This window comes from Reticulibacter mediterranei (assembly GCF_016587455.1).
On record NZ_BNJK01000002.1, the window covers coordinates 1386169 to 1400420 of the forward strand.

Genomic DNA, 14252 nt, shown 5'->3' on the forward strand with positions numbered 1-14252 from the left:
TGAAAATAACGATTGGACTTCTCTCCGTAGACCTCCTTCTGTTTCTCCATCTTTATCTCTGATGGGAAAGGAGGGTGAGATGATGAATGACGCGCAAGAGAGGCTGAAGTTCTGGCGTCCGTGGAAGCTTTCGCAGTTTGAATTGCTTCAGGGGACCAGTGTCACCAATCCCTGTTGTCAACAGTTTGCTCAGTCCTATGTGATTGGGACGATCCAGTCGGGTAGGGGGATCTTACAGTATCGGGAGACCAAACAGGAGCTTACCAGAGGAGCCTTTTATGTCATTGAGCCTGAAGAAGTCTGGAGCTGCCAGGCTGAGGCATTGACTTTTTCTCATGTCTTAGTGGAGCCCACATTCCTGCAACACCTTGCGGCAGAGATGGTTGGAGATGAGAAACCCTGGTCACGCGAAAGCGGCCCAGGGCTACACGATACCACTCTCAGCCGCTTCTTCGAACATCTTTTTGCTCGCTTCGCTGTGTCCACATCTCGGCTCGAACAGCAGGATCTGCTGCTGCAAGGAGTGTCTCAGCTGCTTCTCTCGCGATCCTTCGATCGAGGAGCAGCAGACTTGAGAGGGGAGGCTCTGCTATCCAGCGTGTGAAGGATTACTTAGCAGAACATTATTCCGAGGATGTCTCCTTGGAAACGCTCGCCAGCATGGTTCATCTAAGCGAGTTTCACCTGGCTCGTCTCTTTCGGTACGTTGTTGGCTTACCGCCTCATGCCTATCAAGTTCAGGTACGCCTGTGGCATGCCAGAAAATTGCTGGCTCAAGATTTCTCTGTGAGCTACGTCGCTCATGAAACCGGCTTTTTTGATCAAACGCATTTTACCAAGCAGTTCAAGCGACACGTTGGCATCACACCAGGGGCCTATCGCAAGACCGCAAGATTTTACTAGTTTTCACCTCGAGAAGATTCTATGCTAAGAGCACGTTGTGATTTGACACGTACCGAAAACGTATCAAAAAGGAAGTCTACAAAGCAGAATTGGCTACTTATTCAGCCAAATTTTCTTTCTTCCTCCCAAACAAGTTCTACAATTGTTTTGTTTGTTAACGGCAAATTAACAATAATTCAATCATGTATCAACGTTAGTAAAGAAACGTAAGGAGTTAACAATGGTCACAGACACGTCCAAACTTTTCCTTGATCGAGGGCAAGGCGAGACAACATTTCAAGCAAGTGGTGAGTTTTGGGTGTGGAAAGCCACAGGGGAAATGACTGATGGAAAATATGATCAAGTTGAGCTGATCACATTGCCACAGGCCGGCCCACCCGAACATACGCATACCCAGGATGAGCTGTTCTACTTCCTAGAGGGAACCTACCGTATAAAAATTGCGGATCGCCTGTTTACTGCTACTCCAGGAGCATTTGTTCGCATCCCAGCAGGGGTATCACACACATGGCGCAATATCGGAAAGGATGCGGGAAAAATACTTCTCACCTATGTTCCAGGTGGCCTTAGAGGCTTCCTAGAAAAGATGATACCATTGTACTTAACTCCCGAACTGGATATACCAGCGATAGCGGCTTTAGGAGCCGAGTATGGTTTAGTTGTGACTGGTCCTCCTCTCACCGATTAATTTTCAAATCTCAAAGGCTGTTTTGACACAACGGATTGTCAAGTGAAGTGCGATACCGACCCAAATGCCCACGAGATGTGCAACGAGCAGCTAATCAGTAGCGAGTAGGAAGAAAAATGAGCCTTTTTGAGAGAGAAGAATCAAACATATTCTCTCAAGGAGGCACCAATGAACAGTATCGCAGATGGATCGGTAATCATCCAGAACACATATAGAGACATAAAATGAATCAACTGATTACACCGGAGAAAATTTTAGAGACGATGCTCGGTTTTGCACCAGCAAAAGCCCTTCTGACTGCTGTCGAGTTAGGGATATTCACAGAGCTTGCCAAAGGCTCGCTTGATCTCCAAGCGTTGACGGAGAGGCTTGAGCTTCATCCACGAGGTGCCCGGGATTATTTGGACCTCCTTGTCGCCCTCCAATTCCTGGACAGACATGATGGGAAGTACTCCAATGCACCTGACACAGATCTCTTTCTTGATCGAAATAAGCCTTCATACATCGGTGGCTTTTTAGAGATGCCGCGTGGCTCTGTCCGAGACTCCCTTTGCGCTCCGTCAGGATCATCTGATGGTCGAGATTATTGCAGGCTGGGAGCCATCATCTCCAGACGAGGAGCAGAGGCATATTCAGTGGGCACAGAGCCTCTCCCATGCGCTTGCACCATATGCCTTCAAAGGCGGATACGTCAATCTCCTCGATGAGAGGGAACGAGACCGCATTCCGCAGGCATTCGGGTCCAACTATCAACATTTGCTCAATCTCAAGCGGGCGTATGATCCTGACGATGTGTTTCAATCCACTATTGGGCATGTTTCACCGATGGCCTCCTGATGTTCTTCTGATCGCACCATAAAGGAGTAACACCACCAGGCACGTACCTACAAAACCGCAAGATTTTCCTGGCCAGTCTCCCTTGAGTGGACTATCATGGAGCAGTCAATACAGAGCAGGAACATATGACCGCTCGATGGCAGGAAAACGAGACGACTTGATTACCTGGAAGAAAGGAGCAATTTGATGAGCGGCAGTTCCCGCATGCTGAGATCTTTGATATCCGACGCAGCCCCAATCGTCATCTGGGCTTCGGTCATGGCATTCATTTCTGTCTGGGTGCTCCTCTGGCACGTCTGGAGGCACGCATCGCACTGGGAATGCTGCTCGAACGCTTCCCGACCATTCGACGCAGACGCAGCATGCCATTCGAACTCAAACCAAGCTACTTCATTTATGGTCTCAAGCATGTTCCCCTGGAATGGTAAAGGTGTCAACGAAAAGTTGTTATAGATAGTAGGCAATGATGAACTGGCCCTCCTTCTTTGGCAATGGGACAGGTTCCTGCTACAAGAAAGGTCCATCTCGGAACGCTCAAAGAGAAAAGATACGAAACAGGCATAAGATCGATATACATGAATTGATAACAAAAGATAGATATGCTAGTATGTATGCATCAGAAGCGCAAGAGGAAAGCGGAAAAGACAATGTCCCTGATCTACGAGTACAAGCTTGATGGCACCGCTGTCCAATATAGCGCCATCGAGGAGGCGATCAGAACGACACAATTTATGCGCAACAAATGTGTGCGCCTCTGGATGGAGACAAGGGGGACCAACCGCAACGATTTGCAATGTTATTGTGCTGAACTGGCCCACGCGTACACCTTTGCCAAAGCGCTCAACTCTCAAGCCCGGCAAGCCGCCGCTGATCGCGCCTGGGCTGCGATTTCCCGCTTCTATGACAACTGCCGCACCAAGAAACCGGGCAAGAAAGGCTACCCGACCTTCCAACACGACTGTCGATCCGTGGAATATAAACAAACAGGCTGGGTGCTTGAAGCAGATGGGAGACACATCCGTTTTACCGATGGGTGTGGCATCGGGCGGCTCCGGCTCGTTGGCACCCGCGACATTGAAACCTTCCCCCTCACACAGATCAAACGAGTACGCCTCATTCACCGGGCAGATGGATACTTTGTGCAGTTTCTCGTGCAGGCACAGCGGCGCGTCCAGCACATCGCAACTAGCAAAGAGACCGGCATTGATCTGGGCCTCAAGGACTTCTTGACCGACTCAGAGGGCAACACCATTGCCAACCCGCGCCATTTGCGCAAAGCAGAAAAGAAGCTCAAACGGTTGCACCGCCGTCTCTCCCGCACGCAAAAACGCTCATCAGGGCGCAAAAAGGCCAGGAAGAAATTAGCAAAAGGCTATCTCAAAGTCACGAGGCAGCGCGAGGATTTCGTCAGGAAAACGGCGAACGCGCTGGTGACATCTCACGATTTCATTGCCTACGAGACACTCAAGATAGCCAATCTCGTGAAAAACAGGAAACTGGCAAAGTCGATCAGTGACGCCTCCTGGGTCGCTTCCTTCTCTGGTTGCAGTATTATGGAGCGATCCACGAGATTGCCGTGATCGGTGTGGAGCCAGCTTATACCACGCAAGACTGTAGCGCATGTGGCGCACGGGTCAAGAAATCACTTTCCATCAGGACGCATATCTGCCGTTCCTGTGGCCTCGTGCTTGACCGCGACCACAATGCGACGCTCAACATTTTAGCAAAATCCCGTACTGTCGGGCAGACAGAAACGGCTCTATCAACGGGTGGAGACAACGCTTCTGGACAGTCACCCTCTACCCGTCCTCGGCGCAAGCCGACTACGGGCAAGGTGGCTGAGTGAAAGAAGAATTCCCCGTGCTTCAGCCGGGGAAGTGTCAAAGCGTAAATAGTTGGTCAGGAGAAACAAGCAGGCGGTGTCCAATCATGGAACATCCAGGTTAAAAGGAACATAATACAGATGCAACAACAGACAACCCGTCAGGTAGATGCAGATATGCTTGCTCATAAACATAAACTTGGCTCCTTGCGTACTGCCTATGATCTCGCTCATGCCTCTTTTTGCAGACATATCTTTGCAATTGCATTTGCCTCACTTTTTTTCTTGCCCTTTTTTTTATTATTACCAACTATTCAATCTGCTCAATTAAAAATGGATATTTCATCATTCCTGCTCTTACTGTTTGCTCTGCTTTTTCCAGGTGCTGGCCTCTTTATGATAATCAGAATCGTTGTTGGGTGGATAAATGTCTATCATAGGCGCAACTCATCACTTCTACTCTATACCTATGGTCTTCTATTCCTGCAATATCAGAAGCAACAACTCGTTGCTTCTGATGTGCTTCACTGGCAAAACGTTGCTCTGATCTGGCATGAGGTCCACCAGAAAAGTGGACCTGAAGAGACCGGCGCGATAATAGATATCTACAAAATACAAAACAAGCAAGGCGCTCTATTCGGGGGGAACTCATTTAAGTTCAATATGAAGAAGCTGGGTAAAATCGTCGAGCAAGAAACGCTTCCCTACCTCTGGCCCTCGACTGTTGATTCCTATCAGCGTGGGCATCTCGTAACCTTTGGTACGATCAGCCTGAGCCTGGATGGCATCCACTACGCCGGACAACTTCTCCCCTGGCAGGCAGTGAAAGAAGTTCGCTGTAACTGGGTAATTACGATCAAGCAGCAGAGTGATGGTATGCTTTCGTCATGGGCCAGGGTCTCAGATAAAGATGTTCCCAATATCCATCTGCTCTATGCTCTGCTCGATTTTATTCGCAATCAGCAGGGACCTGTTGCTTTTTTCCTTGAAAAAAAGAGATAGGTTTAGCAAGATGTTGGAATACACGAATTTCATAATCAAGGTAGAGCCCCCATTAAGACTTTCCTTTGAAAGTGGTACATAACCGGTTGGGCGCAAAAACGGCCTTGATTTTTTTTGCCATCATAGCTACAATCAAGAACATGGAGCAAAAAATCGGAAGCGAAGCATTACAACCAAACCCAGCGCTTGAACCCTTTAAGGTTTTCGTGGGCCAATGGCAAACCATTGGGTCTCATCCCTACCTTCCCGGTATTACCTTGCATGGCCGTACAACTTTTGATTGGCTTGCTGGCGGTGCGTTCTTGATCATGCACACAGAGATTGACCACCCTCGTTTTCCTGACGGGGTTGCGATTTTTGGCAGCGATGATGTGGCGAAGACCTATTTTCAGCTTTCCTTTGATGAGCGTGGCGTCTCAAGGAAATACGACGTGACCATGACAGGAAATCAGCTCAAGTGGTGGCGTGACGAACCCAGTTTTTCTCAGCGATGCACCATGACCATAGAAGACAACGGCAACAAGATGGAAAGTCAGGGTGAAATGTCACGAGAGGGAGCAGCCTGGGAGAAGGACCTGGCATTGACGTACATACGAGTGAGGTAACTCATCACACTTCCCTCCCTTCCCATTGTGTGATCCATCTCCAGGAAACGACACGATCTCTGGGGGAAGTGCTCACCTGTTCTCGTGTCTCAGCCTGCTCAGTGCCTCCTCGATAATCAGACCCTATCCAGAAGACAAGGATGCGGTAACTGCCAAGAGCGTTCGAGCTCTTTACAACTTTCTCTGATGCTACCCTGGATATGGCGCGGTTTTTCCTGGCATCCTCGCGCCAAGTTCCATCCTTCGGTGTACATTCTCACCCTTCAGTTAATTTACCTGCTTTTGACGGGAAGTGAGCGGCCAAGGGCAATGCGGCTCACGACAGCACCTCTCAGTGAGACATGTTTGGGGAAAATCGAGACGCTCGGCATCCCTCAGCCAGCAGAAGAGACCTGTTACTTGATCTAGTGCTCAGAAAGCCACCAGAAAAGATCCCGTTGCGAGAGGCTCGGCCGCCCACGGGATGCGCAACGAGCTACAAGCAAGCTAGGAGTGAACCGGCTTTTTTTGATCAATGCCATTTTGCTGAAAGGCGCGAGGCGATTCTCCAAGCCGTGGATCTCTCGCCTCCAGTCTATACAGGAGGAGGGTGGCAAAGAGGCAGAGCCCAATAAGAACGATCCAGGGATAGGCTGGTCCCAACGTGAACAGTGACGCGAACAAGGTTGGAGCGATGGTCTGGCCCAATCCCCAGGCTGCAAATTGATACGTCGCGATGTACCGGCTGCGTAACGACCCTGGCCCCACTTCAGCGACTAGAGCGTTCATCGCCGGGCCATAGAGCAGTCCTCCACAGGTATAGATCCCGACGACCAGCAAGATGTACAGGATCAGCTGGCCAGAAGGAAAGATAAGCGCCAGGAGAAACAAGCCTCCTGATCCAATCCACACCCATCCAGCAAGGATCAGAATGCGTGTTCTTCTCAAGGAAATCACAAGCCGTACGATCAACGCTTGCAGTGTGAGGAGGATTGCGCTGAACGTTGCTTCCACACCTACGATCCAGGAAGGTAAATGCAACACGTTTACCAGATAGTAGGGAACAATATCAGAAAGCATGATTAAGCAAAGCACAAACACGAAACCGCTGACAAGGATCCCGAGAAATGTTTTGTCGCGCAGGACTGCCCGATACCCCCCATGCCCTATGGGGCTTTTCAGAGGGATGCTTGTGGAGACTGGCGCTTCCCTTACAGGCAGACCCCAGATGCAGACCATTGCCAGGAGAAAGCTCACAACATCAATGTATAATATCACCTGATAGGCGATAGTACCTCCGAAGGCAACGAGGAGCCCTGCAAGTGCGCCCCCAATGCAATTGCCCGCGTTTTGCGCCACTCCCACCAGCCCATACCAACTATCTCGTGCCTTTCCCTCTGTCGAGATACTTGCGATAAACGTGGGTAAGGCTACCCAGAACAGGCGGCCTGCGATGGCCCCTGGCAAGGTCGTCAACGCGAGGAGCGGAATGGTGCGCACGAACAGATAACCTAGACAGCTCAAAGCAGCAAACGCCATACTGATGAGAATGACCTGACGTGCTCCTATCCGATCCACGAGCATCCCCGCCAGCGGAGTCATAGGCAGGCTCAACAGCATAGCTATGGTAAGCACGCCTCCAACGGCAGCCAGAGGCAATCTGGCGACATTCGTGAAGTACAGCAGCGAAAAGGGAAGAAAAAGTCCTGACCCCAGAGCATCAATCCACACTCCAAGAAGAAACTGCCATTTATGCTTTCCTACAAGGTTGCTTCTGTTCAGTGTATTCATGGTGAGAGCTTCCTATCATAGATGGTACAACGTCTCTGACTCTGATCTGCGGCGCTTTCCTTTGCTCCAACCGAATTGGAACGAAAGAAAATCTTCCCTGGCAGCAGACCTATCTGCCGCCAGGGATAACACACAGCAAGCGTTTGGCTATTTGCTAAGCTGACTGATGAAATCTTGAAGATCAGTTGCGTACAATTCGGGTTCTTCCCAGGCCGTGAAGTGCCCTCCACGTGGAAAGTCCGTAAAGTGCTTCAGTTTCACCTGACGCTCCGCCCATTCACGGGGCAGCGGAGCATCCCAGGGACAATGAGCGACAGCTGCGGGAACAGATGGGCGCTCGTCCGCATTTGCTTTCGGCGTTGCGTGAGCCATTTCATAATACCAGCGGAACGAGGAGCCAATTGTCTGTGTGACCCAGTAGAGGGTGATATTGGTCAGCAGCTCATCTCTACCGAACCGCCGCTCAATGTCCTCTACCGTTGAGCCTGTACAAATGAAGCCCATGATCCAGGCCGCCAGGGCGGCGGGAGAGTCATTCATGCCATACGCAAGGGTTTGTGGCTTGGAGGACTGGACCATATTAAAAGCACCCTCTTTCATCCACCATTGCCCGATAAAGCCCGCGAACTCCTGCTCGGCAGGCGAGAAGGGAGGGTCGTAGGTCTTCGTGAAATCTGGATAGCCTGCATCAGTCAGGTGAATGGCGATCAAGACTTCTGGGTAATTGCGCGCAAGCGACATGGTGATGAGCGTTCCCCCATCACCCCCTGCCGAGACAAACCGTTGGTAGCCAAGCACATCACGCATCAATTTGACAAGCAAGTCAGCATGCGCGTCATTGTTCATCGCCTTACGGTCTGAAAATCCGGTTCCAGGGATGGATGGGATGATCACATCAAACGACGTGTTCGGGTCGCCACCAAAGCGAGCGGGATCGGTCAGCATGGGAATGACCTTATGATAGCGGTAGAAGGAGTCAGGCCAGCCATGGAGCAGCAGCAGGGGTGTTGGATTCGGCCCTTTGCCGCGCTCATAGATGAAGTGGATGCCCACACCATCAACGTCAGCTTTGAAATGCGCCAGGGCATTCAAATCCGTTTCGTGTTTGCGCCAGTCGTACTCGTGTTGCCAGTAGTCCGCCAGTTCCTTCATATATTGCAGATTCGCGCCATACGCCCACCCCGAGCCTTCGACCTCATCGGTCCAGCGGGTGCGAGCCAGACGCTCACGCAAATCGTCCAGGGTGGATTGAGGGATCGCAATCTGAAATGGTTGTATGCTCATGAGTTCATCGCTCCTTGTGTTTCCTTGCCTTCCAAAGCAAGGGAGGGTTGAAAGAGGGTAAAATCACCCTCCTTGATACGCGAAAAGATACTGAGATTGGCCGTGTGTGAACCTCTGCTATGCATGTTCTCCAGTCTCTGTGCGTAAAGAGTGTACGCTTGTCGAGAGGTCAAGCAAGCTCAATCCAAGACGGCGAATGGCGAGCAGCACACCATAGAGTGCTGCCTGATCTGGAAGTTCTCCTGAGAGCAATGAGGTTCCATCGCTCTGATGCGTAATGAGGAGGTCTTCAAGTCTGCTTTGCCAGGAGGAGTCGAGATGCTCCTTCACACGGATTTGTACACGCATCGGCGTTCTCCTTCCGCTCGCACATGTATTGCGGTGCTTGAAGAGAAGTATAGGGGAGAATGGAGGAGGAATCATCACCCTTGTTCGTGATTGTGAAGGGTGATGACAACATCGTTGAGGAGATGCTGAATACTCCAGAAAAGGGGCTGATAACGTGAAGAGAGAGCGCGTGTTAGAGCAAGGCCACACGCTGGGCCAATACGATCGCCTCCGCGCGACGGCTCACACCAAGCTTGCGATAAATGCTGCTGACCTGAGTCTTTATGGTATTACGAGAGACAATCAAGGTCTGCGCCATCTCATCATACGTCTGCCCAGCAACAAGCAAGCGTAATACCCTGAGCTCCTGCTGGGTCAGGGGGTCCAGGAGCACAGGTGGTGAAGAGGGGCTTGCTGGACGACGCTCTTGCTCTTGCTCTTGCGCGTCTTCGGGCTGTACCGCAATCCTCAAAGCTGACGTCTGTTCTTCCTGTGCAAATGCTGTCAGCAATCGTGAGACAAAGAGCCGAAACGTCGTCGGTGCGGCATGTGCCTGGTTTGGCGCTTCGTTCAGGAAGCTTTGGAGCGGGAAGCGCATGCGTCTGCCGGCATCCAGGAATACACGAACATTGTCCTCTCGTTCTGTCAGAGCAAGAAGGCGCATGAGGGCGGTTCGCGCGTCTTCTCTCTCCCCCGTCTGGTACAGCGCGACCACAGAGAGCGCCAGAAAAGCGGTTGTCGTTTCGAAGTTCTCAGGATGATCAAGGTGCTCGCTGAACCGTTCCAGGGTTTCGCGCGCGGCCTGGTACTGCTGTTGCGCTAAGAAGACACGAACCAGCATCAACACTTCCCCTCGGCGCTCATTCTCCCAGGTATCTTGAGAAAATGTTGCTTGTGCAGCCCAGCGTACAGCCTGGAGGTGGTCTCCTGTCGCCAGCCAGTATCTGACCTGGGTCGAGATGAGCAGAAGACGGTGGAGTGAAAAGCCCTGGCTCTGAATCAGGGCTTGTGTTTGTTGCAGTACCTGATGGGCGCGAGCGTGGTCACCAGATGCAAGCTCGGTGTCGATCAGGCATAATCTCCCAATGATTTGCAGGTCTATCTGCTGCCAGATCTCCGCGTCATGGATGAGTGTCTTTAAGACGCACCGAGCCTCGTCCATCTGATTCCATTGGTACAAAACGCACGCGCGATAGTACGAAAGATACCCGGCCAGGAGAGCATACCCATCGACCTGTGCGATCAGGTCGAGCGCCGTGACACATTCCTGATGTGCCTGGCGCAACTGTCCCGCTCTCAGAGAGATTCCCGCTAACCATTGCATGACTTTCAAGGTCGCAAAGCGGCTTCCTGACTGCAATGCTCGCTGCTTTGCGTCGACAAACCGCTGGACCAGGGAGGTTCCTTCTCCCAGCAAAGTCCAGTGGAGAATGAAGGTGACGGAGAGCGGGATCATCTGCCAGATCATCTCGTCTTCCTGGCTCAGATGCTGCATGCGCTGCTCAATGAGGTAATACGCCTCATGACGACTTTGTGAAGTCTCTTCAATCGCATCACTCCAGAGGCGTAGGAGGGACAGGCGCTGTCGAAAGAGAGCCACGTCCTGAGCTTCCAGAACGCCCTGGCGTTGTGGCCCAAGCACTGCCTCCACCCGTCCCATCATGTGTTCCACCTGCGTTCGTGTTTGCGTGCGTTGCGTGGTATGGATTGACGCGCTGGCGTTGAGCACATAGAGAGCCGCGTTCAGGACGAAGCGAGCATGGTCGCGTATCTCTACCTCAGGAAGGGCCATGATCCAGTGATAGAGGGTCTGTGTCTCACCGCAGAGCCAGAACTTCTCGGCTGTCTGTTCCATCATTCGAGCGGCATATGAATAGTCCTTTCCGTCCAGCGCATACAAAATGGCGTCTCGCCACATTCCCTGCGCCTCATACCAACGAGCCGCTCGCTGATGGAGTAACGATATCATTTCTGGCTGCGTGGCCTGCAAACGTGCGAGGAGCACTTCACGAAAGAGATCGTGCAGGCGATACCAGTGTCGTTCCTCATCGAGAGGAACCAGAAAGAGATTAGCTCGTTCAATTGTTTCTAACAATGCCTGGCTGTTTGCTTCTGTGGTGACGGCCTGACAAAGGGGAGCCGTTACACGATGGAGAGGAGAGATGTGGAGCAAGAAGGCCTGGAGGAGGGTGGGCTGGCGAGCCAGGATCTCTTCCTGAACATAATCCAGCAGGTATCGATGATGGCCCGTAAAATTGTCCACAAAGGCTGCATGGTCCTGGTGATGTTGCAGAGAGAGCGCCGCTAGTTGTAATCCCGCAATCCAACCCTCGGTACGATGTGCCAGTTTGGTTATTTCACTGTCTTCAAGTGTGAGACCCATGGTGTGTGTCAAAAAGGAGGCGGCCTCCTCTTGCAAGAAACGTAAATCGGCGTCTCGTAGCTCCAGCAAGTGACCGCGAACCCGCAGCCGCGAAAGCGCCAATGGAGGATCAACACGACTGGCAAGCACCAGATGCAGGTGCGCTGGGAGATGCTCAAGCAGAAAGAGCAATGAGTTGTGAATAGCTTGCTCATCGATAAGATGATAATCGTCCAGGAGCAGAATGGTTGGTGCTGTCAGAGTGCTCAGGTCATTCAGAAGGGCCGTTAAGACCGTAGTGAGAGGCGAGGGCTGTGGTGAATGAAGCATTGCCAGGGCTGCTGACCCGATCTCGGGTAAGCGAGCGCGTAGGGCAGCCAGGACTGAGACCCAGAAACATATTGGATCATTCTCCTGTTCATCAAGCGAGAGCCAGGCAATAGGAAAAGACGCCTGCGCCGCCCAGCCAGAGAGCAGGGTGGTCTTGCCCCAGCCAGCGGAGGCAGAGAGCAGGGTGAGTCGATGGTGGAGAGCGGCATCAAGCCGTGTCAGCAAGCGTTCTCGCGCGACCAACGAGGATGAGAGGTACGGATGAGAGAATTTGGCGAGCGGTAACATCGACGGTGGCTCGAAATGATGCTGCGGCAACGCAGGTGGGAGGACAGTTGATGCAGCCTCGCGGCGAAGCATTTGCGCCACTTCTTCCAAGCGCATAAAGGTCACTCGAGTATTTCGTCCAAGATAGCGTTTGTGCGTGCGCCCAGCAAGCGTGTGATACGCATACCAATATCCCTCTCCCCGTGAGCGGGCCTCTTTGAGCATACTAAGACGGCTAGTGCGACCCTGAAAGGTGAAGGAGGAATGCGTCGCTAGCCAGGTAAACCAGGCATCTTCATCTTCCTCCGTCAGGAGTTGGGGCTGTTGCTCTGGACTCTGAAGACAATATGCGCCGTTCTCGTCCGACCAGATGAGTGTATGAGTGAGCCGCTTTGGCATGAATTCCTTTCACCTTCCTACCTCTCCTGTAGGAGGGGAGGGCTGAGATAACGAAAGCAAATAAAATTTGTAAACAGCAATACAATCGCGTACCGTACTTTGGAGACACGCCAGCACGGAGAATACGCCTTTCAACCAACATCCTCTCTTATCTCGCCAGCCAGATGCTCAATCACCTCTCGGAGAATTTGCCCTCCTCGCGCAATATCTTTTACCGAAAGTCCCCCATAACCAAGAAGAAGGCCATTGCGATCTGGAGTTCCCGCATAGCATATATCTATTGTTGAAACGAGAATACCGCGCCCCCTGGCCTCTTGAGCGACACGATGGGCGTCCAGATCCGCGCGTAGTTCAAGATAGGCATGTAAGCCAGCATCAAGACCTCGTAATTGCGCGAGGGGCGTGATAGGCGCAAAAACCTCCTTTAACAACTGACGTTTATGTGCATAATGGTGTCGCATCCGGCGAATGTGTCGATCGAGATGCCCTTCTGAGAGCAGGATGGCCAGGGCTTGCTGTGTCGGCCAGGACGTGTGATAGTCGGAAAATCGTTTCAAGCGCTCGACTGACTCCCGCAACGGCGGCGGAACAAGCAAATAGCCAATACGTAACGCAGGAGTAAGCACCTTCGAAAAGGTTCCGATGTAAGCTACATGCCCTGTAGTATCAAGGCTGGCAAGGGCTGGGAGCGGTGGTGCATGGTAGCGGAACTCACTATCATAATCATCTTCGATGATCAGGCTATCGTTCGTTTGTGCCCAGTCGAGCAGTGTCAGACGGCGCGTTACCGAGAGCCTGGTCGTAAGAGGATATTGATGGGATGGAGTGACATGGACAAGCAAAGGCGCACGTGGGCACTGGGAAAGTTGATCCACACATAGCCCATCATCGTCAACAGGCAACGGAAGCATCCGCGCTCCGCTAGCAGCAAGGATATGACGAGCGACAGGGTATCCTGGCTCCTCAAAGCCCACAAGATCCTCTGGTGTCAGGATGGCTCGCGCGAGCAAGTCGAGGGCCTGGGTTGCTCCAGAGGTGATAATGAGATCTTCCGCCTGGCAAGCAATGCCTCTTGCTCGCCCAAGATACTCCGCCAGGGCAGCTCGAAGACGTGGGTCTCCCTTTGGTGATCCACACATATTCGGTGGCAAGTGCTCAATAGCTTTGCGCCAGACCTCGTGCCAGATCCGTGTCGAGAGGGGCGTGATCGTGGGCGTGCCGAGCCGAAATTCAATGCTGTGGGGGTCTGGCAAAGGTGCGGAGATTTCAGGGAACATTGGAGGGCGAACCCATCGAGGGTAGAAGGGAGGAGAAGGACGTGACAAGCGTAGGTGGTGCGAAAGATCCCCTCTGACATAGGTTCCTGATCCATGCCGCCCCTCAAGATACCCTTCAGCAAAAAGTTCATCATATGTCGCGATGACGACATTCCGCGAGAGGCCGAGATCGGCGGCGAATGCTCGCGTGGATGGGAGTTGTACCCCAGCTGGAAGCAACCCATCGGTAATAGCCTGGCGGAGCTGCTGTACCAATTGGGTATGAAGTGACTCCTTGCGCGTACGATCCAGCGTGATTGACAGATCAAGGGACGCTCTTCTCAATGCGATCTCCTCTCCTTCAAGTGGCTCTTTCATTTTTGCATAAAGTGGCCCTTCT

The 14252-nt window shown here is 52.1% G+C and carries 12 protein-coding genes and 2 pseudogenes; 9 read left to right on the forward strand and 5 right to left on the reverse strand.

Features of this window, described 5'->3' with window-relative positions:
• The first annotated feature begins 79 nt into the window (after nt 1-79).
• The 9 genes and pseudogenes from K3T83_RS44555 to K3T83_RS44590 all read left to right on the forward strand — a co-directional run bounded on the left by K3T83_RS44555 (nt 80) and on the right by K3T83_RS44590 (nt 5857).
• Complete coding sequence (locus K3T83_RS44555; RefSeq protein WP_220209590.1) at nt 80-604, forward strand: AraC family ligand binding domain-containing protein; 525 nt, start codon at nt 80-82, stop codon at nt 602-604.
• The gene (locus K3T83_RS44560) at nt 601-903 is read left to right on the forward strand and encodes a helix-turn-helix domain-containing protein (protein ID WP_268963571.1); all 303 of its coding nucleotides are present in this window, start codon (nt 601-603) and stop codon (nt 901-903) included. Before K3T83_RS44555 ends, K3T83_RS44560 begins: the two co-directional genes overlap by 4 nt.
• A gap of 220 nt (nt 904-1123) precedes the next feature.
• Nucleotides 1124-1591, forward strand: a complete 468-nt coding sequence (locus tag K3T83_RS44565) for a cupin domain-containing protein (protein ID WP_220209592.1) — start codon at nt 1124-1126, stop codon at nt 1589-1591.
• Between the two features lie 263 nt (nt 1592-1854).
• Nucleotides 1855-2013 (forward strand): annotated as a pseudogene (locus K3T83_RS58270) (methyltransferase family protein); the annotation flags it as partial.
• A 106-nt stretch (nt 2014-2119) separates the two neighbouring features.
• Entirely contained in the window at nt 2120-2428 is a 309-nt protein-coding gene (locus K3T83_RS44570) for a BBE domain-containing protein (protein WP_236065210.1), read from the forward strand.
• A 221-nt stretch (nt 2429-2649) separates the two neighbouring features.
• Nucleotides 2650-2856, forward strand: coding sequence for a cytochrome P450 (locus tag K3T83_RS57620; RefSeq protein ID WP_308441735.1), 207 nt, complete (start codon nt 2650-2652; stop codon nt 2854-2856).
• Between the two features lie 219 nt (nt 2857-3075).
• Nucleotides 3076-4274 (forward strand): annotated as a pseudogene (locus K3T83_RS44580) (RNA-guided endonuclease InsQ/TnpB family protein).
• Nucleotides 4275-4391: 117 nt separating this feature from the next.
• Nucleotides 4392-5252, forward strand: a complete 861-nt coding sequence (locus K3T83_RS44585) for a DUF6585 family protein (RefSeq protein WP_220209594.1) — start codon at nt 4392-4394, stop codon at nt 5250-5252.
• 86 nt (nt 5253-5338) lie between these two features.
• Nucleotides 5339-5857, forward strand: coding sequence for a hypothetical protein (locus tag K3T83_RS44590; protein ID WP_236065211.1), 519 nt, complete (start codon nt 5339-5341; stop codon nt 5855-5857).
• A gap of 486 nt (nt 5858-6343) precedes the next feature.
• Here the strand turns inward: K3T83_RS44590 and K3T83_RS44595 are convergent, their stop codons facing one another.
• From K3T83_RS44595 to pdxR, 5 genes are all read right to left on the reverse strand, one after another.
• Nucleotides 6344-7627: an MFS transporter gene (locus K3T83_RS44595; RefSeq protein ID WP_220209595.1), complete on the reverse strand. Its 1284-nt coding sequence runs from the start codon at nt 7625-7627 to the stop codon at nt 6344-6346.
• A gap of 147 nt (nt 7628-7774) precedes the next feature.
• Nucleotides 7775-8911 (reverse strand): epoxide hydrolase family protein, encoded by a 1137-nt coding sequence (locus K3T83_RS44600; protein WP_220209596.1) that lies wholly within the window; start codon nt 8909-8911, stop codon nt 7775-7777.
• 117 nt (nt 8912-9028) lie between these two features.
• Nucleotides 9029-9259 carry a DUF8691 family protein gene (locus K3T83_RS44605; RefSeq protein ID WP_220209597.1) on the reverse strand — a complete coding sequence of 77 codons (231 nt, stop codon included), beginning with the start codon at nt 9257-9259 and terminating at the stop codon, nt 9029-9031.
• 172 nt (nt 9260-9431) lie between these two features.
• A complete protein-coding gene (locus K3T83_RS44610; protein WP_220209598.1) occupies nt 9432-12596 on the reverse strand; it encodes a winged helix-turn-helix domain-containing protein in 3165 nt (1054 codons plus the stop codon).
• A 131-nt stretch (nt 12597-12727) separates the two neighbouring features.
• On the reverse strand, nt 12728-14197 hold the full coding sequence (gene pdxR, locus K3T83_RS44615; protein WP_220209599.1) for a MocR-like pyridoxine biosynthesis transcription factor PdxR: 1470 nt from the start codon (nt 14195-14197) through the stop codon (nt 12728-12730).
• Nucleotides 14198-14252 lie beyond the last annotated feature (55 nt).

Excerpts from the sequence above, each read along its gene's own strand:
- K3T83_RS44610 (WP_220209598.1), bottom strand. The coding sequence starts at position 12,596 with ATGCCAAAGCGGCTCACTCATACACTCATCTGGTCGGACGAGAACGGC.
- K3T83_RS44605 (WP_220209597.1), bottom strand. The coding sequence starts at position 9,259 with ATGCGTGTACAAATCCGTGTGAAGGAGCATCTCGACTCCTCCTGGCAA.
- K3T83_RS44595 (WP_220209595.1), bottom strand. The coding sequence starts at position 7,627 with ATGAATACACTGAACAGAAGCAACCTTGTAGGAAAGCATAAATGGCAG.
- K3T83_RS44585 (WP_220209594.1), top strand. The coding sequence starts at position 4,392 with ATGCAACAACAGACAACCCGTCAGGTAGATGCAGATATGCTTGCTCAT.
- K3T83_RS44565 (WP_220209592.1), top strand. The coding sequence starts at position 1,124 with ATGGTCACAGACACGTCCAAACTTTTCCTTGATCGAGGGCAAGGCGAG.
- K3T83_RS44600 (WP_220209596.1), bottom strand. The coding sequence starts at position 8,911 with ATGAGCATACAACCATTTCAGATTGCGATCCCTCAATCCACCCTGGAC.
- K3T83_RS44555 (WP_220209590.1), top strand. The coding sequence starts at position 80 with ATGATGAATGACGCGCAAGAGAGGCTGAAGTTCTGGCGTCCGTGGAAG.